The sequence below is a fragment of the Nocardia transvalensis NBRC 15921 genome (genome assembly GCF_000308875.1).
GTDB lineage: Bacteria > Actinomycetota > Actinomycetes > Mycobacteriales > Mycobacteriaceae > Nocardia > Nocardia transvalensis.
Genome location: NZ_BAGL01000002.1, coordinates 321,789 through 344,368, shown reverse-complemented (window position 1 = coordinate 344,368; position 22,580 = coordinate 321,789). Strand labels below are relative to the sequence as shown.

General features: G+C 68.6%; 20 protein-coding genes. 11 read left to right on the top strand and 9 right to left on the bottom strand.

The window, feature by feature from the left end:
- Window positions 1-126: 126 nt before the first annotated feature.
- The 7 genes from ON41_RS01805 to ON41_RS01775 are packed head-to-tail and all read left to right on the top strand — an operon-like array spanning window position 127 to window position 9,608.
- Complete coding sequence (locus tag ON41_RS01805) at window positions 127-1,110, top strand: ABC transporter permease (protein WP_040744370.1); 984 nt, start codon at window positions 127-129, stop codon at window positions 1,108-1,110.
- Window positions 1,107-2,054 carry an ABC transporter permease gene (locus ON41_RS01800; RefSeq protein ID WP_040744368.1) on the top strand — a complete coding sequence of 316 codons (948 nt, stop codon included), beginning with the start codon at window positions 1,107-1,109 and terminating at the stop codon, window positions 2,052-2,054. Before ON41_RS01805 ends, ON41_RS01800 begins: the two co-directional genes overlap by 4 nt.
- Window positions 2,051-3,907: a dipeptide ABC transporter ATP-binding protein gene (locus tag ON41_RS01795; protein WP_040744366.1), complete on the top strand. Its 1,857-nt coding sequence runs from the start codon at window positions 2,051-2,053 to the stop codon at window positions 3,905-3,907. The genes ON41_RS01800 and ON41_RS01795 overlap by 4 nt, the downstream gene beginning before the upstream one ends.
- A 9-nt stretch (window positions 3,908-3,916) precedes the next feature.
- Window positions 3,917-5,590 carry an ABC transporter family substrate-binding protein gene (locus tag ON41_RS01790; protein WP_040744364.1) on the top strand — a complete coding sequence of 558 codons (1,674 nt, stop codon included), beginning with the start codon at window positions 3,917-3,919 and terminating at the stop codon, window positions 5,588-5,590.
- Between the two features lie 30 nt (window positions 5,591-5,620).
- Window positions 5,621-7,288 (top strand): ABC transporter family substrate-binding protein, encoded by a 1,668-nt coding sequence (locus tag ON41_RS01785; RefSeq protein ID WP_040744362.1) that lies wholly within the window; start codon window positions 5,621-5,623, stop codon window positions 7,286-7,288.
- Complete coding sequence (locus ON41_RS01780; RefSeq protein WP_040744360.1) at window positions 7,285-8,952, top strand: ABC transporter family substrate-binding protein; 1,668 nt, start codon at window positions 7,285-7,287, stop codon at window positions 8,950-8,952. The genes ON41_RS01785 and ON41_RS01780 overlap by 4 nt, the downstream gene beginning before the upstream one ends.
- A gap of 56 nt (window positions 8,953-9,008) precedes the next feature.
- A complete protein-coding gene (locus ON41_RS01775; protein WP_040744594.1) occupies window positions 9,009-9,608 on the top strand; it encodes a hypothetical protein in 600 nt (199 codons plus the stop codon).
- 8 nt (window positions 9,609-9,616) lie between these two features.
- On the opposite strand, the gene ON41_RS01770 is transcribed toward ON41_RS01775, so the two are convergent.
- Both ON41_RS01770 and ON41_RS01765 read right to left on the bottom strand, forming a co-directional pair.
- Window positions 9,617-10,630: an agmatine deiminase family protein gene (locus ON41_RS01770; protein ID WP_051160853.1), complete on the bottom strand. Its 1,014-nt coding sequence runs from the start codon at window positions 10,628-10,630 to the stop codon at window positions 9,617-9,619.
- A 142-nt stretch (window positions 10,631-10,772) separates the two neighbouring features.
- A complete protein-coding gene (locus ON41_RS01765; RefSeq protein ID WP_040744591.1) occupies window positions 10,773-11,633 on the bottom strand; it encodes an NAD(P)H-binding protein in 861 nt (286 codons plus the stop codon).
- Window positions 11,634-11,719: 86 nt separating this feature from the next.
- On the opposite strand from ON41_RS01765, the gene ON41_RS01760 reads away from it, so the two are divergent.
- Window positions 11,720-12,526, top strand: a complete 807-nt coding sequence (locus tag ON41_RS01760; RefSeq protein WP_218003329.1) for an AraC family transcriptional regulator — start codon at window positions 11,720-11,722, stop codon at window positions 12,524-12,526.
- Window positions 12,527-12,531: 5 nt separating this feature from the next.
- Here the strand turns inward: ON41_RS01760 and ON41_RS01755 are convergent, their stop codons facing one another.
- Window positions 12,532-13,128, bottom strand: coding sequence for a TetR/AcrR family transcriptional regulator (locus tag ON41_RS01755; protein WP_051160852.1), 597 nt, complete (start codon window positions 13,126-13,128; stop codon window positions 12,532-12,534).
- Window positions 13,129-13,329: 201 nt separating this feature from the next.
- Here ON41_RS01755 and ON41_RS01750 point away from each other — a divergent pair, with 201 nt between their 5' ends.
- Window positions 13,330-14,736 (top strand): MFS transporter, encoded by a 1,407-nt coding sequence (locus ON41_RS01750; RefSeq protein WP_157185327.1) that lies wholly within the window; start codon window positions 13,330-13,332, stop codon window positions 14,734-14,736.
- Between the two features lie 59 nt (window positions 14,737-14,795).
- Here the strand turns inward: ON41_RS01750 and ON41_RS01745 are convergent, their stop codons facing one another.
- The gene (locus ON41_RS01745) at window positions 14,796-15,548 is read right to left on the bottom strand and encodes a lysophospholipid acyltransferase family protein (protein WP_040744358.1); all 753 of its coding nucleotides are present in this window, start codon (window positions 15,546-15,548) and stop codon (window positions 14,796-14,798) included.
- A 34-nt stretch (window positions 15,549-15,582) separates the two neighbouring features.
- Complete coding sequence (locus tag ON41_RS01740) at window positions 15,583-16,359, bottom strand: lysophospholipid acyltransferase family protein (RefSeq protein ID WP_040744356.1); 777 nt, start codon at window positions 16,357-16,359, stop codon at window positions 15,583-15,585.
- Window positions 16,360-16,469: 110 nt separating this feature from the next.
- Between ON41_RS01740 and ON41_RS01735 the strand changes: the two genes are divergently transcribed.
- Window positions 16,470-17,303 (top strand): hypothetical protein, encoded by an 834-nt coding sequence (locus ON41_RS01735; RefSeq protein WP_040744354.1) that lies wholly within the window; start codon window positions 16,470-16,472, stop codon window positions 17,301-17,303.
- Between the two features lie 64 nt (window positions 17,304-17,367).
- Window positions 17,368-18,906 (top strand): Rieske 2Fe-2S domain-containing protein, encoded by a 1,539-nt coding sequence (locus tag ON41_RS01730; RefSeq protein ID WP_040744352.1) that lies wholly within the window; start codon window positions 17,368-17,370, stop codon window positions 18,904-18,906.
- Between the two features lie 18 nt (window positions 18,907-18,924).
- Here the strand turns inward: ON41_RS01730 and ON41_RS01725 are convergent, their stop codons facing one another.
- The 4 genes from ON41_RS01725 to ON41_RS01710 form a co-directional block, all read right to left on the bottom strand.
- Window positions 18,925-19,260, bottom strand: coding sequence for a BP74-related protein (locus ON41_RS01725; protein ID WP_040744350.1), 336 nt, complete (start codon window positions 19,258-19,260; stop codon window positions 18,925-18,927).
- 110 nt (window positions 19,261-19,370) lie between these two features.
- Complete coding sequence (locus ON41_RS01720) at window positions 19,371-20,360, bottom strand: MauE/DoxX family redox-associated membrane protein (protein WP_040744349.1); 990 nt, start codon at window positions 20,358-20,360, stop codon at window positions 19,371-19,373.
- Between the two features lie 109 nt (window positions 20,361-20,469).
- Window positions 20,470-21,513, bottom strand: a complete 1,044-nt coding sequence (locus tag ON41_RS01715; protein ID WP_040744347.1) for a Gfo/Idh/MocA family protein — start codon at window positions 21,511-21,513, stop codon at window positions 20,470-20,472.
- A 63-nt stretch (window positions 21,514-21,576) separates the two neighbouring features.
- Complete coding sequence (locus ON41_RS01710) at window positions 21,577-22,554, bottom strand: DMT family transporter (RefSeq protein WP_085995583.1); 978 nt, start codon at window positions 22,552-22,554, stop codon at window positions 21,577-21,579.
- Window positions 22,555-22,580 lie beyond the last annotated feature (26 nt).

The following is a 22,580-nucleotide window of genomic DNA, read 5'->3' as shown; positions in this document are numbered from 1 at the left end:
TCGGCACGACGCGCGAGACTGGTGCACGATGTGCTGGCGATCCCCGCATGTCACGCCCCTCCTTGACACGCCTCGATCGCCACCTGTCCTTATGATCAGGGGCTAGTAACCGACCCGAGGGGACCGATGACCGGCTTTCTGCTACGACGCGCGCTCAACTATGTCGTGCTGCTGGTGCTGGCGTCGTTTTTGACATTCAGTCTGGCGTCGCTGACCTTCCGCCCGCTCGACAGCCTGGAGCAGCGCAATCCCAGACCACCGCAGTCGGTGATCGACGCCAAGGCCGCCGAACTGCACCTCGACGAGCCGATTCTGCCGCGCTACGCCACCTGGGTGTCGGGCGTGGTGCTGCACGGCGATTTCGGGAAGACCCTGTCCGGTCAGCCGGTCAGCGAGGAACTCGGGCGGCGGATAGGGGTGAGCCTGCGGTTGCTGGTGGTCGGCTCGATACTCGGCACCGTCCTGGGCGTGCTGATCGGCGCGGCCGGGGCGATCCGGCAGTACCGGTTCAGCGACTACTTCACCACGATCGTGTCCCTGCTGATCCTCAGCACACCCGTATTCCTCCTCGCCACACTGCTGAAATACGGTGCGCTGGAGATCAATACGGCGACCGGGCAGCAGATATTCCTCTATACCGGTGAGACCTCGGCGAATGCCGTGCACGGGCTGTGGAACCAATTCGTCGATCGCGTCCAGCACATGATCGTCCCGACCCTGGGCTTGGCGCTCGGCGCGATGGCCGGCTACAGCCGCTATCAGCGCAACGCGATGCTCGACGTGCTGCAGAGCGATTTCATCCGGACGGCCCGCGCGAAGGGCCTGACCCGCAACCGCGCGCTGTACAAACACGGGTTGCGAACCGCGCTGATACCGATGGCGACACTGTTCGCCTACAGTTTCGGCGCCCTGATCACCGGCGCCACCTTCACCGAGAAGATCTTCGGCTGGCACGGCGTCGGCGAATGGCTGGTGGACGGCATCAACGCCCAGGACCTCTACATCGTCGTCACCGTCACGGCCTTCGCGGGCCTGGTGATCCTGGTGTCGGGCCTGCTGTCCGACATCGTGTACGCGATTCTCGACCCACGAGTGCGGGTGGGAGCATGACCGAAGCCGAAATCATCGTCCAGGGCGCGCCGGAGCCGCAATCGGCCGGCCGGCGACAACTGGTGTGGCGCAGGTTCCGCCGGAACAAACCGGCGATCGCGGGCGCGACCGTCCTGCTGCTCATGCTGATCATGGCCTTCGCCCTGCCGCCGTTCCTGGCCTACGACTATCAGCAGCGCGACACCTCCGCGCTGCTGAAGCCGCCGAGCCCGAAACATCCGTTCGGAACGAACGAGATCGGCCAGGACATGCTGGCCCAGACGATGCACGGATTGCAGAAGTCGCTGCTGATCGGCATCTGCGTGGCGATTCTGACGTCCCTGATCGCGGTCACCGCGGGGGCGGTGGCCGGACTGATCGGCGGCTGGGCCGACCGCGCCCTCATGTGGCTGGTGGATCTGCTGCTGGTGGTGCCCAGTTTCATCGTGATCGCGATCTTCGCGCCCCGCACCAAGGGCAGCGGGTCGATCCTGCTGCTGATCCTGCTGCTGGCCGCGTTCAGCTGGATGATCAGCGCGCGCCTCGTCCGCGGCCTGACCCTCAGCCTGCGCGAACGCGAATTCGTCCGCGCCGCACGGTATATGGGCGCGTCGACGCCGACGGTCATCGTCACCCACATCGTGCCCAATATCGCCTCGATCCTGATCATCGATACGACGCTGGCCGTCGGCGCCGCGATCATGGCCGAGACGGGGCTGAGCTTCCTGGGGTTCGGCGTCCAGCCCCCCGACGTCTCGCTGGGCTCGCTGATCGCCTACGGCACCAGCCGGGCGCTCACATTCCCCTGGCTGTTCCTGTTTCCCGGCGGATTCCTGATCGCGATCGTGTTGTGCGCCAACCTGGTCGGCGACGGTCTGCGCGACGCGTTCGATCCCGGTTCGAAGCGGGCCCGGGCCCCGCGCAAGGCATCCAAGGCGGCGAAGAAGAAGGTCCAGGCATCATGACGGACAAGAGCGACGCCCCCACGGCACCGCTGCTGGAGGTTTCGGACCTGCACGTGTCCTTCCCCAGCGAGGAGGGCCGCGTCGACGCGGTGCGCGGGGTGAACTACTCCGTCTCCGACGGCGAGGTGCTGGCCATCGTCGGGGAATCCGGCTCGGGGAAGTCGGTCTCCTCGCTGGCGGTCATGGGGCTGCTGCCCGACCAGGCGCGGGTGAGCGGGTCGATCCGGTTGCGCGGCAAGGAATTGCTCGGCATGGACGACAAGCACCTGTCGGCGCTGCGCGGCACCCGGATCAGCATCGTCTTCCAGGATCCGCTCTCCGCGCTCACCCCCGTGTACCGGGTCGGCGATCAGATCGCCGAAGCGCTGCTGGCGCACAAGAAGATGAGTAAACAGCAGGCCGCCGACCGGGCCGTCGAACTGCTCGATCTGGTCGGCATCCCGGAGCCGGCGGTCCGGGCCAAGGCGTTCCCCCACGAGTTCTCCGGCGGCATGCGCCAGCGCGTGGTGATCGCCATGGCCATCGCCAACGATCCGGAACTGATCATCTGCGACGAGCCGACCACCGCGCTCGACGTGACCGTGCAGAAGCAGATCCTGAACCTGCTGCGCAAGGCGCGGGACATCACCGGCGCCGGCGTCGTCATGATCACCCACGATATGGGGATCGCGGCCACCCTGGCCGATCGCGTCGCGGTCATGTATGCCGGACGGGTCGTCGAGAACGCCTCCGCCACCGATCTTTTCGGCGCCCCGCGCATGCCCTATACGGTGGGGCTGCTGGGTTCCATCCCGCGCATGGACGGCCCCGCCCGGTCGCCGCTGATCCCGATCGTCGGAGCCCCGCCGACCATGCACGCGCTGCCCCCGGGATGCCCGTTCGCGCCGCGCTGCCCGGTGGCGATCGACGAGTGCCGGGCGGCGGAACCGGAACTGCGGGAGACGAGTCCGGGTCATCACGCCGCGTGCATCCGCACCGCCGAGGTCGGCACGGACGGTTTGTTCGCGGCGTACCGGCGCGAGATCGGCGACTCCGAGCCACCGGCCGCGGCGGATTCCGATGTGGTGCTTCGGGTCTCGGATCTGGTCAAGACGTTCCCGATCACGTCCGGTGTCGTCTTCAAGCGCCGCAAAGGCGAGGTGCGCGCCGTCGACGGCATCAGCTTCGAGGTGCGCGCCGGCACCACGCTGGCGTTGGTCGGCGAGTCCGGCTCGGGTAAGTCGACGGCGCTCACCCAGGTGATGGATCTGGTGAAACCGCAGGGCGGCGCCATCGAGGTGCTCGGCTCGGACGTCGCCACCCTCACCAGGGAGCGCCGCCGGGAAATCCGCCGGAGGATGCAGATCGTCTTCCAGGATCCGTCGGCGTCGCTGGATCCCCGGCTGCCCATCTCCGACGCGCTCGCCCAGCCGCTGCGCATCGACGGCCGTTCGCGCGACGAGATCCGCAGGCGGGTGCCGGAACTGCTGCGACAGGTCGGCCTGCAGCCCGAACTCGCCGAGCGGTACCCGGCCGACTTCTCCGGTGGTCAGAAGCAGCGCATCAATATCGCGCGGGCCCTGGCACTGGATCCGCAACTGCTGGTCCTCGACGAGCCGGTGTCCTCGCTGGACGTCTCGATTCAGGCCGGCGTGCTGAACCTGCTGCGCGATCTGCAGGCCGAGCGCGGCCTGTCGTATCTGTTCGTCTCCCACGACCTGTCGGTGGTGCGCAATCTGGCGCACGATATCGCGGTCATGTATCGCGGCAAGATCGTGGAATCCGGACCGGCGGAACAGATCTTCACCGATCCACAACACGAGTACACCCGCGCCCTGCTCGACGCGGTGCCCGTTCCGGTCGTCGCACGATAGGAGAAGACCGTGAGGATCCGTTCCCTGGCAGCCGCATTCGCCGCCGTGGCCACCGTGTCGGCGATCGGCCTGACCGGATGTTCCTCCGGCACCGACACTCCGACCGGCCCGGTGGCGCTGGGCACGGCGAACGACATCAATCCACAGCCCCGGGACGCGATCCGGGACGGCGGCAACCTCCGGCTGGCGGTGGGGGAATTCCCGCCGAACTGGAACGCGCTGACCAACGACGGCAACACCGTCGACTTCGGCCGCATCACCCAGCCGATGATGCCGCGGGCGTTCACCACCGACGCGGCGGGCCGCACCGCGGTCAACCACGACTACTTCACCGACGTCCAGCTCACGAACACCGCACCGCAGCAGGTGACCTACACCATCAACCCCAAGGCGGTGTGGAGCGACGGGAGCCCCATCACCTGGGAGGACATCGCGTCGCAGGCCCGCTCGCTCAACGGCGAGGACAAGCGGTTCCTCATCGCCATCACCAACGGCTTCGAGCGGGTGGCGAAGGTCGAGCGCGGGGTCGACGACCGCCAGGCCGTCCTGACCTTCAAGCAGAATTACGCGGAATGGCGCGGGCAGTTCTCCGGCAACGCGATGCTCTACCCGAAATCCGTGACCGCCGACCCGGAATCCTTCAACCACGCCCTCGCCGATCACATCACCCTGACGGCCGGACCGTTCCAGGTGCAGTCCACCGACCGGACACAGGGCCGAATCGTGCTGGCGCGCAATCCGAAATGGTGGGGCGAGACCCCGAAGCTGGACACCATCACCTTCAGCGTGCTGGATCAGGCGGCCGAACCGGCCGCGCTGCAGAACAACGAGCTGGATGCCGCGCAGCTGTACTCCCTGAGCGATCTCGCCACGGTGCGCAGTTCCCAGGGCCTGGTCATCCGGCGCACCCCGGGAACCATGTGGCGCCACCTGACCTTCAACGGGGCGCCCGGGTCGATCCTCGCGGACCCCGGGGTGCGGGTCGCCGTGTCCAAGGCCATCGATCGCACCGCCATCGCCGCGACGGTCATGAACGGCCTCGAGGACAACCCCAAGCCGCTGAACAACCATGTCTACGTGCAGGGACAGGAGGGGTACCAGGACAACAGCCTGCCCTTCGATCCCGATGCGGCGGCCCGCGAACTCGACGCGCTGGGCTGGAAGCTCCAGGGTGACGTCCGGGTGAAGGACGGCCGGCCGCTGGTGATCCGGGATGTCATGTACAACAGCGACCTCTGGGTCGGCGTCGCGAAGATCATCCAGCAGAACCTCGAGCGCGTCGGCGCGAAACTCACCATCGATACCCGGCCCTCGCAGAACATCTTCACCGACGTCTTCATCCCGGGCGACTTCGACCTCGCGCAATTCCAGTGGCAGGGCGACGCGTTCCCACTCAGCGGCGTTCCGCAGATCTGGGGCTACTACCCCGGCAACGTGCAGGGCAATTACGGCCGGATCGGCTCGCCCGCACTGAACGATCTCATCGACCGCACACTGTCGGAACTCGATCCGAAGAAGGCGATAGACCTCGCCAATCAGGTGGATCGCGGGGTATTCGAGGAGGGCCATTCGCTGCCCCTGACCCAGGATCCGGGCAACTGGGGCGTCCGCTCGAACGTCGCGAACTACGGGGCACCCGGTCTGGCCTCGTACGACTACACCACAATCGGCTTCGTGAAGTAGCCGCCACACCCGACTGAAGGAGCGCGATCCATGCGGATTCGTTCGATAGGAGCCCGACTCGCGATCCCCGCGGTGGCGATCGGATTGATCGTGTCGGGGTGTAGTTCCGACAGCACGCAGACCGCCCCCAGCGATATCGGATCGACCAACGACATCAATCCGAGGGATCCGAGCGAACTCCGCGACGGCGGCAATCTCCGCACGGATCTGACCGCGCTGCCGCAGAATTTCAATTACCTGAACGTCGACGGCACCGACGAGAACACCTCGTCCGTCATCGATCCGGTGATGCCCAGCGCGTTCACCGCGGACGCGGCCGGAAATATCGGCATCAATCACGACTACTTCACCGATATCCAGCTGACCGGCACCGATCCGCAGAAGGTCACCTACACCATCAATCCCCAGGCGGTGTGGTCGGACGGCACGCCGATCACCTGGGAGGACCTGAAGTCCGAAGCGCACGCGCTCAGCGGCGCCGACCCGGGTTATCTGCTGTCGTCGCCCAGCGGCTTCGACAAGGTGGCGTCGGTCGAGCGGGGTGTCGACGATCGGCAGGCGGTCCTCACCTTCAGCAAGCCGTACGCGGAATGGAAAGGGCAGTTCAGCCCGCTGTATCCGAAGTCGGTGACCCAGACTCCGCAGGCGTTCAACGAATCGATCCGCAGTAATCTGCCGGTCAGCGCCGGACCCTTCGTCATCACGAACATCGATCGCACGCAGAACCGGATCACGCTGGGCCGCAACCCGAAATGGTGGGGCGCGCCGCCGAAGCTGGACACCGTCACCTTCAGCGTGCTGGATCCCACCGCCGTACTGGCCGCGATCCAGAACAACGAGATCGACTACGCCTATCTGTCGGGCCGCACCAATGTGGTGGCCGCGCACAGTATTCCGGACATCACCGTGCGCACCGCTCCCGAGAGCCGGTGGAATGTGCTGACGTTCAACGGCGCGCCCGGGGCCGTCATGTCCGATGCGAAGGTGCGCGTGGCCATTTCGAAGGCCATCGACCGCCAGGCCATCGCCGACGCGCTGCAGAACGGCATCGTGACCAATCCCCGGCCGCTGAACAACCACATCTTCCTGTCGGGACAGAAGGGGTATCAGGACAATTCCGCGCCGTCCGCGTTCGATCCGGCGGCGGCCGCCGCCGAACTCGACGCGCTGGGCTGGAAGCTGAACGGCGACGTCCGCGAGAAGGACGGCCGCAAGCTGGTACTCAAGGATGTGATGTACCAGCAGGACGCGTGGGTCGACGTCGCGAAGATCATCCAGGAGAACCTGCAGAAGATCGGCGTGAAGCTCGAGATCCAGACCGTCCCCGGCCAGGGCCTGTTCACCGACGTCATCAACCCCGGCAACTACGATCTGGCCGAGCACGGCTGGGGCGGCAGCGTATTCCCGCTGGGCGCGCTGGAGCAGATCTACTACTACGACCCCAACAACCCGCAGAGCAACAGCGGCCGGATCGGGTCGCCCGAACTGAATGCGCTGATCCAGAAGACGATTTCCGAGCTGGATCCCGAGAAGGCCATCGACATGGCCAATCAGGCAGACAAGATGATCTGGGAGGAAGGCTTCTCGCTGCCCCTGGTGCAGGCCTCGGGTAACTACGGCGTGCGGTCCACCCTCGCCAATGTGGGCGCCTTCGGTCTGGCGACCGTGGACTGGACGAAAGTCGGTTACCTGAAATGATTCGCTCGACGGTGTCCCGTCTGGCGATCCCCGCGGTCGCCCTCGGATTGATCCTGTCGGGGTGTAGCTCCGACACCGGCACGACCGGTGGCGACAGCAGTATCGGGACGACCAACGACATCAATCCCCGGGATCCGAGCGAACTCCGCGACGGCGGGACCCTGCGGTTGTCGCTGGGCGGATTTCCGTCCAACTTCAACTATCTGCACATCGACGGCACCAACGAATACACCTCCGACGTCATCGAACCGTTGCTGCCCTCGGCGGTGATCAGCGACGCCGCGGGTGAGATATCGGTCGACCACAACTATTTCACCGATATCAAGCTGACCGGTACCAACCCGCAGCAGGTCACGTACACGATCAACCCGAAGGCCGAATGGTCCGACGGGAAGCCGATCACGTGGGAGGACCTGAAATCCCAGGCGCACGCGCTCAGCGGCGCCGACGGCGGATATCTCATCTCCTCGCCGCAGGGATTCGACCGGGTCGCCTCGGTGGACCGCGGGGTGGACGATCGGCAGGCGGTCGTGACCTTCAGCAGGCCGTACGCGGAATGGGAGGGGCAGTTCAGCCCGATCTATCCGAAGTCGGTGACCGAGAGCCCGGACGCATTCAACAACTCCGTCCGCGACAATCTCCCGATCACCTCCGGGCCGTTCGTCATCACGAACATCGATCGCACACAGAACCGGATCACGCTGGGCCGCAATCCGTCATGGTGGGGTGACCGGCCGAAGCTGGACACCATCACCTACTCGGTGCTGGACTCCAGCGCGGAGGTCGCGGCGATTCAGAACAACGAGATCGACTACACCGCGGTCGGCGGCCTGTCGAACGTGACGATCGCGCGGAATACGCCGGGAGTCGCCGTGCGGCGAGCGCCGGCGCCCGGGTTCAACGTGCTCACCTTCAACGGGGCTCCCGGCGCGATCCTGTCCGACGTCGCACTCCGCCGCGCTATCGCGAAGACGATCAACAGGCAAGCCCTCGCCGAAACCTGGCATCAGGGGGTTCTCGACAACCCCAAACCGTTGAACAATCACATCTTCATGGAGGGTCAGAAGGGCAATCAGGACAACTCCGGAGATATCCGGTTCGATCCGGATCAGGCCGCCCGCGAATTGGACGCCCTGGGCTGGACGCTCAACGGCGACGTCCGCGAGAAGGACGGCCGCAAACTCGAACTCCGGGACGTCATGTACCAGTACGACCCGTGGGTGGACGTGGCGAAGATCATTCAGCAGGATATGGCCAGGGTCGGCGTGAAGCTGAATATCGAGACCGTGCGGGGTCAGGGCCTGTTCTCGGATGTCATCAACCCCGGCAAATTCGATCTCGTCCAGCACGGCTGGAGCGGAGGCGTCTTCCCGCTGGGCGCGCTGGAGCAGATCTACGCCTGGAACCCCGACAACCCACAGAGCAATCACGCGCGGGTCGGCACGCCGGAACTCAATGCCCTGATCGAACAGACGGTGTCCGAGGTCGATCCGGACAAGGCCCGCGAACTCGCCAACCGGTGCGACGTCATGATCTGGAACGAGGTGCATTCGCTGCCGCTGTTCCAGGGGGCCGGTAACTACGCGGTCCGCGCGGATCTGGCCAACCTCGGCGCCTTCGGCCTCGCGTCGAAGGACTGGACGAAAGTCGGCTTTCTGAAGTGATTTCCGGTTCGGGTCACCCGCTGGCCTATCCGGTGCAGGCGGCGCTCGGCGCCCTGGTGATCTGTTTCGCCTGGGCGCCGTTCGCCGATCTGGAGCAGTTGAGCATGCTGGCGACGGTGGCGCTGATCGTGGTGGGGTACACGGTCGTCCGGCTCGCGGTCGCGGTCGGGCGGCTGCCGGTGCGCGGGGTGGCGCCGGGCATCGCGGACTGCACGCGGGTGCGGCAGCAGCATCGGCTGCTCAGCCGGTCCTGGCTGGAGTTCGAGATGGAGGGCCGGAGCCGCTGGCTGCCGGTGTATTTCGATCCCGCGCTGGTCACGCTCCCGGCATCGACGGCGACGCTGGGGGACGGCACGGTCCGGGTGGGGACGCTGCGCCTGTATCCCTCGGGGCCGCTGCGGGATTCGGAGCCGCCCGGGCGGCTGATCGACAATCCCACCCGCCCCGATCCGGACGGGCCCGCGCACGCCGCGCGGTCGGCGCGCTTCGGCCGCCGGTTGCTGCTGGATGCCCAGTTCGCCGTGGCCGCGCCGTTCGCCGCCCTGTTCTGGGTCTACGTCGCGGGCGGCGGGGCGCCCGCCTTCGTCGGCGCCGCAACGGTTTCCGCCGGCGTCGCCGTCTGGTTCGCGGCGATCCGCGGATCCGACCCCAGCTGAGCGGCCGGCTAGGCCGCGGTCAGCGGCTGCTGCTGGGTGGAGCAGTGAATACCGCCTCCGCCCTCCACCACCGCGTTGTATTCGATGCCGACCACCTCGCGGCCGGGGAACGCGTCCGCGAGAATTCCGGCCGCGCGGTCGTCGCCGCGCCGATCGCCGTAGCGCGGCATGTACACCGCGCCGTTGCCGACATAGAAATTCGCGTAGGAATAGAGGAATTCGGGGCCGCGTTCGCCGAGTTCGGCGGCGTCCGGTTGCGGTAGCTCGATGATCTCGAAGCGACGGCCCGCGGCATCGGTGGCCTCGCGCAGGATTTCCCGCGCCCGCACCGCCGCGCGGGCGAAGACGTCGCCCGGATCCGGGTGGACGGGCCAATCCAGCAGCACCACACCGGGTTCCGCGAAGCGCGCCACCGCGTCGACGTGGCAGTCGGTGACGTCCTCGCCCGAAACCCCTTGCAGCCAGATGACCTTGGTCACGCCGAGCATATCGGCGAGCGCCTTCTCGATCGCGCCGTGCTCCGATCCGGGATTGCGATTCGGGTTGACCAATGCGCTCTCGGTCGTCAGCAGAGTGCCGTCGCCGTCCACCTCGAGTGCGCCGCCCTCGGCCACGATCGGCGCGATCACGCGCGGAATTCCGGCGTGCTCGAGCACTTTTCGCGCAACCTTCGCGTCCATGTGGTATTCGGCCTTCTGTCCCCAGCCGTTGAAGTTGAAGTCGATTCCGGCGGGACCGTCCGGACCGGCGACGAATATCGGCCCGGTGTCGCGTATCCACAGATCGTCGAGGGGCGCCGGGACGACCTCGACGGCCGAACCGCAGGTCCGGCGCGCCTCGTCGGCATGTTCGCGCCGGGCCAGGACCGTCACCGGTTCGCGCTCCGCGATCGCGCGGGCCAGCCGCGCGATATCCGCGCGCACCAGCGGTAGCAGCTCTTCCCACACCGATTCCTTGGCGGGCCAGGCCAGCCAGGTCCGGGCGTGCGGAGCGGTTTCCGCCGGCATCATGTAGCGCGTCATGGCGACGACGCTACCTATTTTTGCGATGCGCACCAAAGAAATGGCGCGGATACTGTTTGCGGACGCACTCTCGACAATTTTCAACTACCGGTTATTCGGTGTTGAATTCCGGCCGAACGTTACGCGTATTCTCGTGCGGCAGCTATTCACCGGCCCGGGTGAACAGTGACAGGTGGTCGTCGACCCACCGCGCGAATTCGCGTGGCCGCCGCCCGATCGCCCGCAGCACGTCCTCGGTGAGTACGGCGTTGCGGCCCTCGCGGACATAGTTCGCGCCCTGCTGCGCGCCGTCGATGAAGGCGTCGGGCAGGCCCGCGGCCCGCATCCCCTGCCGCGCTTGCTCCTCGGAGATCTCGGCGGTCCGCACCTCCCGGCCCAGCGCCGCGCCGAGGATCGCCGCCTGCTCCGGCTCGGACAGCAGGTCGGGCCCGGTCAGGGTGTAGACCCTGCCCGCGTGGTCGCCGGAGACCAGTGCGGCCACGGCCACCGCGGCGACGTCGCGCGGATCGATCACGCCCTGTCGGCCGTCACCCGTGCGCACCGGCACCGGCGCGTCCGACCGGATCGCCTCGGCCCAGGAGCGGGTATTGGAGGCGAAGGCGGTGGGGCGCAGGATCGTCCATTCCAGACCGCTGGCGCGCACCGCCCGCTCGCCGGGCAGGTGCCAGGTGCCGACGATGCCGAGATCCGGTTCGCCGGTGCCGATCGCGGACAGTTTCACGACCCGCCGGGCCCCGGCGGCGCCGGCCGCGGCGACCAGTTCGGCGTCGGTATCCGCCTTCTCCGGGCCCAGCACGCCGACCATGAAGACCGCCTCGACACCGTCCATCGCCGCGCGGACCGAGGCGGGATCGGCGTAATCGCCCTGTGCCACCTCGACTCCCGCGGGGAAATGCGCCTGCTCCGGATGCCGCGTGAAGGCCCGGACCGGGTCGCCACGCTCGACCAGCTGTCGCACGATGTCACTACCGATGGTGCCCGTCGCACCCGTCACCAGAATCATGCGAGCCAGCATGCCGACCCACTCACCTGCCGCTATAGGAAATTTCGGCACGGCTCGCGGCGCGCGGGACGCTTACAGTGGGGCTGGTGACCACCCTGTCCGCCGCGCCGATGCACACCGTGGAGCGCTTCGCCCGGCCGCTCCCGGTGCCGGACGCCCTGCGGCCCTGGTTCACCGGCGGCGAGAGCATCCCGTTCGATCCGGGACTCACCGTGCCGTTCGTCCACATCCCGGACGCCACGACCCGGCTGGTCGTGCGCGACGACCGCGAAGGCCACCGCGACATGCTGGTGATCGGCCCGCTCACCCGCGCGACGTACAAGGCCGCCGCCGAACCGGTGTCCTGCGTGCGGCTACGGCTGGCGCCGGGCGCGGCCACCGCCGTCCTCGGGGTGCCCGCGGCCGAACTCACCGATCGCGCCGTGCGGATCGATCGGCTGCCGGGCCCGCTCGGCGCGCTGGCCGGCGAGTTGGCCGAGGCCACGCCGGACGAGGTTCCGGCACTGCTGGAGTCACTGCTCGCGCCGCGCCTGTCCCCCGCGCCGGCCGATCATCGCGCCCTGTTGCGGGCGGCCATGGCGCTGTTGTCGGCCACCTCGGCGTCGATACCGGCCGTGGCCGCCGAGCTGGCCGTCAGCGAGCGGCATCTGCGCAGCGTATTCGCGTCCGGAATCGGGTTGTCGCCCAAGCATTTCGCCCGCATTCGACGGGTTCGCCGCCTGCTGGCGACCGCCGAGCGCGCGCCGCTGGCCCAGCTCGCCGCGGATCAGGGGTATTACGACCAATCCCATATGACCGCGGATTTCCGCACGCTCATGGGTGTTCCGCCGACCTCGTACTTCGAGGGCCGGACGCCGGGTCCGACGCCCTGCGGAGTCTTGTTGCGCGGGTGAGCGTCTCAGCTCGATTCCGGCCCGAGTACCGCGTTCAGCAACTGCCGCAGCGACCATTCGAAATCCGCGACGGGTTCGGCCGCGGCGAGGTGCGGCCGGGCCGCGGTGAGCGAGGGATAGTCGGCGGCGGCGACATCGAATCCCGGGTGTCCGAGCGGATGGTTGTTGACCACGTGGCCCAGCAGTAGCAGCCAGATAGCGCGATAGGTGCGGGCCGCGATATCCGGGGTCAGGCCGGCGTCCAGCAGGGCGGTGAGACCGGCCTCCGCGAAGGGCAGGGCGGTGGCCGTCACCGACGACGCGTCCGTGATGACCCTGGCGGCCCACGGATGGTCGATCAGCACCTGGTGCGCGCCGAGCCACTGCTCGAGGATCCGGTCCCGCGCGGCGCCGTCGCGTACGACGGGAAAGGCGCGGGCCAGGTCCTCGTTCAGCAGCGCGAGCAGTTCGCGGCGGTCGGCGATGTGCCGGTAGAGCGAAGCCTGGCCGGTGTTCAGCTCCTGCGCGACGCGGCGCAGGGTGAGCGCCTCGATGCCCTCCTCGTCGGCGACCCGTCGTGCGGCGGCGACGATGACGCCGCGGGTCAGCGGTTGGTCGCGCATCGCTCTCCCTTCTCGGTGCCGTCCGTCTCGGTGCCGTGCTGTCGCGCTGTCCGAGCCTAGGTCGCGGCATGCGGGCCACGCACACTCGGTCGCCGGGCAGGGGTCGGCTTCGAGGCAACTCCACACCCTCTTGCGAACAACGTTCGCATGTAGTTAGGTTTGCCTAACGCGAACGTTGTTCGCATGAGGAGGAGGGGTGTAGTGACCACCGAAACGACAACCGGGACTCCGGTGGCGCGGCCGATCCATCGGCTGGGCGCGATGGCCGCGCTGGCGCTCGGCGTGCTGTCCTACGGGCTGATGCAGACCATGCTGGTGCCGGCGATCGGCGTACTCCAGCACGCGCTGCACACCGGGGCGACCGCCGCGACATGGGCCGTGCTGAGTGCGCCGCTGCTGGCCAGCGCCATTCTCACGCCACTGATCAGCAGGCTCGGCGACCGGTTCGGGCGGCGACGCATGCTGCTGATCGTGCTGGCGATCTACCTGGCCGCCACGCTCGTCGCGCTGGTCGCGCCGCAGATCGGGGTGTTGATCGCCGCCCGCGCCGGGCAGGGCGTCAGCCTCGCGATACTCCCGCTGGCCTTCGGTTCCGTGCCGGACATCCTGCCCGCCGAGCGGGTGCACGGCGGGCTGGGCCTGCTGTCGGGGCTGGTGGGCGGCGCGGCGGGGATCGCGCTGGTATGCGGCGGGCTGATCGTCGACCACGCCTCGTGGCGCTGGCTGTTCGTGGTCGGGGCCGGATTGATCACGGCCGCACTGCTACTCACCTACCGCTACGTCCCGGACGGGTCGGCGCGGTCGCCGGGGCGGCTCGACCTCGCGGGCACCGTCCTGCTGGCGGGCGGGCTGTGCGGCATCCTGCTGGCGCTCACCGTCGGGCCGGGCAGCGGCTGGCTGTCGGCGCCGACGTGCGGTCTCGCCGTCGCGGGTGTGCTGCTCCTGGCCGTCTTCGTGCGGGTGGAACGGCGGGTGCGCTTCCCGCTCATCGATATGGATCTCGTCCTGCACCGGCCCGTCGGGATCGCGCACCTCGCGGCGCTCACGCTCGGCGCGATGCAGTTCATGTACTACGTGCTGGCACCGAAGCTGGTCGAAACGCCCACGGCGGCCGGAGGATTCGGCGGTTCGGTCACCGCGGCCGGTCTGGTGATGCTGCCCTCGACCCTGGTCGTCCTCCCCGCCGGAACCGCGGCGGGCCGGGTGATCGCGCGCCGCGGCTCGCGCGGACCGCTGGTCGCCGGCCTCCTGCTGACCGCCGTGGGCGCTGGCCTCCTCGCCCTCGCCCACGGCTCGCTGTGGCAGGTGGCCCTCTGCGCACTGCCGATCGGCCTCGGCACAGGCTTGGTGATGACGGCCCTCCCCTCCCAGCTGCACCGGGTCGTCGATCCGGCGCGCGCGGCCACGGCCAACGGCATCAACACCGTCTCGCGGACGGTCGGCGGCGCGCTGGGCAGCCAACTGGGCGCGGCCTTGATCGTGGGGTCGGTGAGTGATGGGTTCCCGGTGGCGTTCTGGATTGCCACCTTCATCGGAATCAGCGGGGCCACACTGGTATCCGTCGACCCACCTTTTTTCCGGCGCGCTTTTGGCCGGAATCCGTGGTGAGCGCGGTGTGGATCCCGGCCAAAAGCATGCCGGGAAAAGGGAGGGGAGCCGGACCGCTGTCAGGCGTCGCGGGCCGCTCGCTTGGCGCGGCGGCGTTCCAACTCTTCCTGTTCCAGGACTGCTGCCTGTTCCAAGGTGGGCGCGGTGCCGCCCAGGCGGGCGGGGACCCAGCGGGCGCCCTCCGGCATGTCGTAACCCTGCTGGGCCTGGTCGAGTAGGTGTTCCATGCGGGAGCGAAGCTCAGCGGTGAGGGCGTCGGCGGGCTCGTGGGCGGGGATGGGCTCGCCGATGCGGATGTGGATCGGGAAGTGGTGGCGGCCCAGGTTTTTGGGCATGTCCTTGGTCCACACGCGCTGGGCGCCCCAGATGACCATCGGCACGATCGGCGCGCCGGACTCGATGGCCATGCGGGCCGCGCCGGATTTGAATTCCTTGAGTTCGAAGCTGCGGCTGATGGTGGCCTCGGGATACACGACCACGATCTCGCCGTCGCGCAGTGCCGCCACGGCCCGCTCGCGGGACTCCGCGCCGTGGCCGCGATCCACGCCGATCGCCTTGCAGTGCTTCATGAGCCAGCCCACGATGCCGTGCTCCAGCTCGGCCTTCATCATGTAGCGGACATTGCGCCCCGACTTGCGGCCCACCAGGCCGACTTCCATGAAATCCAGGTAGGCCGTGTGGTTCACGGCGAGCACCGCGCCGCCGGCCCGGGGAATGTTCTCCTGCCCCGCGATATCGAAGCGCAGCCCCTGCGCCCAGAACAGCGTGCGGACCAGACCGGTGAGGACGTCGAAGACGGGCTCTCGCGCCATGCTCTCGAAAACTCCTGTCCTGCCTGCCGTTCGGCTACTGGGCGCCATCCGGGGCCGCCCGGCGCGCGGCCTTCTCGGCGGCCTCCGCGGCGTCCATCGCGTCGGCCTCCTCCAGCGTCGGGGCGCCGCCGCCGAGCCGGGCCGGCACCCAGTATGCACCGGGTTCGTGAACGTAATCCCGCTGCAGCTGCTCCAGCATCTCCTGCATGGTCGCGCGCAGCGTGCGCGTCAGCTCGGCGGCCGGTTCGGTGATATCGCCCGAGACCTCGGGCGGGGCGATGGGCGCGCCGACCTTGATGGAGATCGGAGTGTTGGTCCGCCCCAGCCGCTTCGGATAGCCCTTGGTCCACACCCGCTGCGCGCCCCAGATCACCATGGGGATCACCGGCACCCCGGCCTCGATCGCCATGCGGGCCGCACCGGACTTGAATTCCTTGATCTCGAAGCTGCGGCTGATGGTGGCCTCGGGATAGACGCCGACCAGCTCGCCGCGCCGTAAGTACTCCACGGCGGCCTGGTAGGAATCCGCGCCCGCCGCGCGGTCCACCGGAATGTGTTTGAGCGCGCGCATGATCGGCCCGGAGATCTTGTCGTCGAAGACCTCCTTCTTGGCCATGAACCGGATGTAGCGCTTCGGCGTGCGCGCGGGCAATCCGGCGTAGGTGAAGTCCATGTATCCGGTGTGGTTGATCGCGATGACGGCGCCACCTGTCGCGGGGATGTTCTCGTCCCCGCTGACCTGGAAGGACAGTCCCTGTGCGAAGAAGACGGTCCGGGCCAGGCCGATGATCGTCCGGTATACGGGTTCCACAATTCCGCTAGCGTAGTCGCTGTCACATTCGGCACTCCCAGCGCACGCGCAGGAAAGAGGTTCCCGCAGTGAAACGCCCCCGACCAGCATCGCGGGATCGACATCGTCGGATGCGCCGGGGAGCGCTACTCGGTGGCCTCGCCGTTGTGGCGGTCGCGGCCGTGAGCGGGTGCGACTCGCGCGTCGGAATCGAGGGCACCGACTACGACAGCGGCGACACCACGTCGTCCGCCGCCGCGCCCGAGGCGCCCGCACCGGCCGCCGAGACGTCGGTCACCATCGCACTGGAGAACCGGGACCCCGCCGCGGCGGACGCGCTCACCCGCTGGGCGATCGACCTCCAGGAACTGCCGACGCCGAGCCTGGTGAACAAGTGCTGGACGATGGCGCCGCGCAATGTCGAGACCATGTACGCCGACAAGCAGGCCATCCTCGGGGCGCTCGCCGAACCGGGCGCGGACGACGGGACCTCGATCACGTGGAAGGGCCCGGCCGCACCCGGCCGCACCGGCGTGACGGTCGTCGCCCAGCGGTCCGATATCGCCACCGGTTATGCGTGCCCGCGGGTGTTCCCGTCCGGTACGGACGCCGCGTTCACCGACGCCGACGCCCGGCACACCGTGCGGCGCTACCTGGCCCGCGCCACCGGCAAGCCGCTCGACCCCGCCGATCGGGAGGCTACCCACCCGCTGCTCTGCACGGCCGCCACCACCTGGGATCCCACCGGCAGCGGCAGTTCGGCGACACCGCCGCTGGCGGCCGAACCGGACAAGTTCGCCGGCGCGCGGTCCTTCGTCGACCAGTCGATCACCTCCGACCAGCTGCGCCGGGGCTATCTCACGGTATCCGCGCCGGTCACGGGCGCAGCCGGGGTACAGCAGGAGCGGACGTTCACCGTGCGGGAGACCGAGCAGGGGTACTGCATCGGCGACGTCTCTCCCTGATTCCGGGGATGAATCGGACACGACTAACCTGGGTGGCTGATATCGGTTCAGGAGGGACTTCTTCGTGCAGATCACCAGTGTCGGACACGCCGGATTTCACATCCGTACCGCGGCCGGGACGATCCTCTGCGATCCGTGGGTGAACCCGGCGTACTTCGGATCGTGGTTCCCGTTCCCGGACAACACCCGGCTCGACTGGGACGACCTGGGCAACTGCGATTTCCTGTACGTCTCGCACCTGCACCGCGACCACTTCGACGCGAAGAACCTCGCCGAGCACGTCAACAAGGACGCCACCGTCCTGCTGCCCGACTACCCGGTGCCGGATCTGCGCCGTGAACTGGAGAAGCTCGGCTTCCAGCGCTTCGTGGAGACCGAGGATTCGGTGAAGCACACCGTCACCGGCCCGGGCGGCGAGATGGACATCATGATCATCGCGCTGCGCGCGCCCGCGGACGGCCCGATCGGCGACTCCGGTCTGGTCGTCTCGGACGGCGAGACGGTGTGCTTCAACATGAACGACGCCCGGCCGGTCGATATGGACGTGCTGCACGACCAGTTCGGGCATGTGGACATCCATCTGCTGCAGTACTCCGGGGCCATCTGGTACCCGATGGTCTACGACATCCCGAAGAAGACGAAGTCCAACTTCGGCAAGCAGAAGCGGCAGCGCGGCATGGACCGGGCCCGCAGCTATATCGAGCAGGTCGGGGCGACCTGGGTGGTGCCGTCCGCGGGCCCGCCGGTCTTCCTCGACGACGAGCTGCGCTACCTCAACGACGACCACGGCGACGAGGGCAATATCTTCCCGGACCAGATGGTCTTCCTGGAGCAGATGCGCATCCACGGCAATGCCGGTGGCGTGCTGATGATTCCGGGATCGGTCGCGGATGTGCGCGGGGCCGACCTGGAGTTGAGCCATCCGTTCGATCCGGGCGAGATCTACGACGACAAGGCCGCCTACATCGAGGATATGGCGCAGCGCATGGCACCGGTCCTGGCCGCCGAGAAGGCATCCTGGGCGAGCGGGGACGGCCCGCTGCTGCCGCAGCTGAAGGAGTTGTTCGAGCCGATCATGGCGCAGAGCGACCTGATCTGCGACGGCATCGGCTATCCGGTCGGCCTGGTCCTCGGCGACGAGACCGTGGTGCTGGACTTCCCCAAGCGCGTGGTGCGCGGCCCGATCGACGGAGAAGGCAAGTACCGCTACGGATTCCGCATCGACCCGCAGCTGGTGCGGACGGTCCTGCGCGACGACGAGCCGGACTGGGTGAACACGATCTTCCTGTCCACCCGCTTCCAGGCGTGGCGGATCGGCGGCTACAACGAGTACCTGTACACGTTCTTCAAATGCCTCACCGACGAGCGCATCGCCTACGCCGACGGCTGGTTCTCCGAGGCGCACGACGATTCGGCGTCCTGCGAACTCGACGGCTGGGAGGTGCAGCGGCGCTGCCCGCACCTGAAGGCCGATCTGTCGAAATTCGGTGTGGTGGAAGGCACCACGCTGACCTGCAACCTGCACGGCTGGCAGTGGGATCTGGAGAGCGGGCGCTGCAAGACGTCCAAGGGGCACGAGCTGCGCTCACGCAAACTGGTGTGAACGCAGCTCGCGCTCGCCCTATCTGATCTCGCGCGTCAGGCGCGAGGACCACGGACACCAGAAGCAGCCGGGCAGGAACGCGCCGCAGGCCTCGTCCAGGTGGTCGTCGACGTAGGTGATGCTCGCGTCGCAGACCTCGATGGCCATGGTGAAGAACGTGATCGTGTCCGGATCGAGGTGGAAGCTCCACCCCGGGTTGTATTCGGCCGGTTGTTTGCGGATCCGGCCCATGACGTGCACCGACATCGTTTCCTCGCCGGACAGGATCCGGCGTGCCTCCTCGATCCGCTGGTCGTTGGTCAGCCGGATGACGAATTCCTTGCCGGAGTAGTCGGTGAATGCGAAGTCCGCCATGGTGTTTCACCTCGATGAGTGGTGAAGGGGTAGGGACGCGCGCCGTTGCGAATCGATGGTAATGCGGCCGACCTGCCCGCTTTTACGAAATCGACTGTGCTGCAATAAAGTCAGTGTCGCGCGGTGGTTTTCGCCCCTATGATCAACTCCCGGGTGGCCATGGCTCCGCGCGCGACGGGGGCGGCCACCCGGCCGTCGGCGCCGATCAGCACCGCCGAGGGGGTGCCGCGCACCCGGTAGCGCAGGGCGGCCTCGTTGCCCTGCTGGACCAGCACCGGGATATCGCCCAGCCGCTGGTCCCGGCCCCAGCGGCGGTGCTCGTCGAGGTCGCCGTTGCCGACCACCGCGATCGTCAGGGTGTCGGCGGTGCGCGCGTGCCAGCGGGGCAGTTCCCGCGCCAGGGCCGCGCACAGTTCACAGCCCGGATGCACGAAGACCAGGAGCAGGCGCCTGCCCGGGGCCAGCAGATGTGCGAGGTCGGTGCGCCCGCCCGCGGTGTCCAGGAGTTCGAACTCCGGCGCCACCGCGCCCGCCGGGAGGCCCTCCGCGCCGAGCGTCGACAGTGCCTGCTCGTCCAGCCGGCGGCGCACCGCGCGGATCTCACTGAACAACCGGACCAGCGTCGCGATCAGGGCCGCCGCTGTCAGGGTGCCGACGGTGCGATCGGTCGGCAGGCCGTCCGGGATCGCCGGGTACACGCGGGATCCCCACGCGGCGACGACTGTCACGGCCAGCAGCAGGATGTTGCGCAGCACCGTGCCCCACCCGATCGGCGCGCTGGTCACCGTGCCGAAACACGAACAGGGCGGGCGCTTCCCGCTCCGCAGCAACCGGATCACGGCCGCCGTGAACACCACCAGCAGTAGCGCCGCCGCTACCGCCGCGGGCACGGCCGTCCACGGCGGCAACACCGCCACCGCGAGCACCGCCTCCACCCCCGGCAGCGCCCACGCCACCCCCGGCGCCCACCGCAACGGAACCCCGAAGTCCCCCACCGCCTTCCGCGTCCCCGCCCGATCCGCCAGCTTCCCCCACGCCGACAGCCCGAACACGGCCGCCACGGTCACCCGCACCACCCACACCCCGGTTTCGACCAGCATGAGTGCACGGTCGCACAACAAGCCTGCGGCGAAAGGCCGAACGGCGGAGCATCTTTCGCCTACCCCTGCCCAACCTCGTGCCTTTCGGGCACGCCGGGCAACAGGGTTCTTACGCCTGGGCCGTGATCGCTGAGGCTCGTGCTTGTTCCAGTACGTTCAGCGTGGCGACGGCATCGCGGGGGTTCACCGGGACCGGAGCGCCATGTAGGACAGCGTCAGCCACCTGGGTGTAGAAGGCCGGGTAGTCGCCTGGTTCGGTGGGGGTGGGGTGGGTGTCGCCCTCGGCGCCGAGGAGGCCCCACTGAGCGGCTTCGACTATGCCCCAGGGGGTTCCGTCGCCGGGGCGGCGGCCGGAGCGGAGGGCCTCCTCCTGGGGGTCGAGGCCGTAGGTGACGTAGCCGCTGGTGGAGCCGAGGACGCGGAAGCGCGGGCCCAGTTGCGGGGCGACGGCGCTCATCCAAAGATGGGAGTGCACGCCCGAGGCGTGGGTGAGGGCGAGGAAGGCGTCGTCGTCGGCTCCCACGCCCTCGCGGCGGGTGTCCAGTTCGCAGTAGATGTCCGAGACCGGGCCGAACAGGGTGAGCGCCTGGTCGACCAGGTGGCTGCCCAGGTCGTAGAGGATGCCCGCGCCGTCCGCGGCGGTTCCGGCCTCCCGCCAGCCGCCCTTGGTCTCCGGCCGCCAGCGCTCGAACCGGGACTCGAAGCGCCGCACCGTGCCCAGGCTGCCGTCCGCGATCAGCCGCCGCACGGTACGGAAGTCGCTGTCCCAGCGCCGGTTCTGGAATACCGTGAGCAGTTTTCCGGCCCGGTCGGCGGCGGCGATCACCTCCTCGCCCTCGGCCGCGGTGAGCGCGAACGGCTTGTCGACGACCACCGGCAGGCCCACCTCGAGTGCCTGTATCGCCAAGGGTGCGTGGGTGCGGTTCGGGGTCGCCACCACCACGAGGTCGATCCCGTCCGGGTCGGCGAACAGGTCCTCGGCCCGGGCGATCACCCGCACTCCCGGATATTCGTGGCGCGCCCGGTCGCCGCGCTCGGCGGACGAGGTCACCACGGCGGCCACCCGCATTCTCGGTTCGGCGGCGACCAGCGGTGCGTGGAACACCGATCCGGCCAGGCCGTAGCCGATCACCGCTACATTCAGTTCCCGCACACCGGCCCCTTCCTCGACGTCACCTCAGCTACCGATGATCGCACCCGAGATCGCTCCCACAGGTCAGGACGCGTCCCGGGCCGGTTCCGGGCGCACCGGGCTGCGGGTGGCGACGGCGACCGCGACGAGGGTGAGCAGGACCCCGGCCACCGTCGTGCCGGACAGTCCGGGGCCCGCGGGCGCGGCGATATCCAGGACGACGGCCGCGAGCAGCTGACCCGCGACCGAGGTGAGACCGAGCAGCAGGACGCCGATCCAGCGCACCGCCAGGGCCGCCAGCGCGATGAACACGACACCGATGACGCCGCCGAGGTACAGCCACGGGGCGGAGGGGAGGTGATCCGGCCATCCGGTCCTGGCCAGCACCAGGGATTCCACCACGAGCAGGCCGACCAGCCCGGTCGCGAAATTGACCAGCGTGGCCGAATAGGGCCCGCCGACCACGCCGATCCGCCCGTTCATCGCCTGCTGCCACGCCAATCCGATGCCGGCGAGCGCGGGCAACAGCACCAGCACCGCCGGGGGCACACCGCGCACGAGATCACCGGCGGCCGAGGGCGGGTGATCGGATCCGGAGCCGCCGGCGGCCGAGACGACCACCGCCGCCAGGGCGAGGGCCGCGCCCGCGAGGCGCATCGTCGTCACGGGAGTCCGCCCGGTCGGCCCCACGCCGAGCCGGTCCACCGCCAGACTGCTCGTCAGCTGTCCCGCGACGGTCGCCACCGTGAACGCCGTGACCCCGATCGCCGCGACGGTAAGCCCTTGGCAGGCAACGAAAAAGGCCCCGCACAGCCCGCCCGGTAACTGCCACCAGCGCAGACCGCCGTCGGCGACGGCGCGCCACGTCCGGCGCACACCCGCCCGCAGGCTCCCGTTCACCACGTAGACCACGCACAGGACCGCCAGCCCGGATCCGAAACTGATCACCGCCGCGGCGATCCCGTCCTGCAAACGCTCCCCCAGCGCCCCGTTCACTCGGCCCTGTACCGCCACCCCCGCGCCGATACACAACCCGGACCCGATACCCACCGATCTGCGCACCGGCCCGATTCTCCCGGACGGCGCGA

Excerpts from the sequence above, each read along its gene's own strand:
- ON41_RS01805 (WP_040744370.1), top strand. The coding sequence starts at position 127 with ATGACCGGCTTTCTGCTACGACGCGCGCTCAACTATGTCGTGCTGCTG.
- ON41_RS01795 (WP_040744366.1), top strand. The coding sequence starts at position 2,051 with ATGACGGACAAGAGCGACGCCCCCACGGCACCGCTGCTGGAGGTTTCG.
- ON41_RS01735 (WP_040744354.1), top strand. The coding sequence starts at position 16,470 with ATGCGCCGGGGAGCGCTACTCGGTGGCCTCGCCGTTGTGGCGGTCGCG.
- ON41_RS01800 (WP_040744368.1), top strand. The coding sequence starts at position 1,107 with ATGACCGAAGCCGAAATCATCGTCCAGGGCGCGCCGGAGCCGCAATCG.
- ON41_RS01725 (WP_040744350.1), bottom strand. The coding sequence starts at position 19,260 with ATGGCGGACTTCGCATTCACCGACTACTCCGGCAAGGAATTCGTCATC.
- ON41_RS01780 (WP_040744360.1), top strand. The coding sequence starts at position 7,285 with ATGATTCGCTCGACGGTGTCCCGTCTGGCGATCCCCGCGGTCGCCCTC.
- ON41_RS01765 (WP_040744591.1), bottom strand. The coding sequence starts at position 11,633 with ATGATTCTGGTGACGGGTGCGACGGGCACCATCGGTAGTGACATCGTG.
- ON41_RS01770 (WP_051160853.1), bottom strand. The coding sequence starts at position 10,630 with ATGACGCGCTACATGATGCCGGCGGAAACCGCTCCGCACGCCCGGACC.
- ON41_RS01720 (WP_040744349.1), bottom strand. The coding sequence starts at position 20,360 with ATGCTGGTCGAAACCGGGGTGTGGGTGGTGCGGGTGACCGTGGCGGCC.
- ON41_RS01785 (WP_040744362.1), top strand. The coding sequence starts at position 5,621 with ATGCGGATTCGTTCGATAGGAGCCCGACTCGCGATCCCCGCGGTGGCG.
- ON41_RS01755 (WP_051160852.1), bottom strand. The coding sequence starts at position 13,128 with ATGCGCGACCAACCGCTGACCCGCGGCGTCATCGTCGCCGCCGCACGA.
- ON41_RS01745 (WP_040744358.1), bottom strand. The coding sequence starts at position 15,548 with ATGGCGCGAGAGCCCGTCTTCGACGTCCTCACCGGTCTGGTCCGCACG.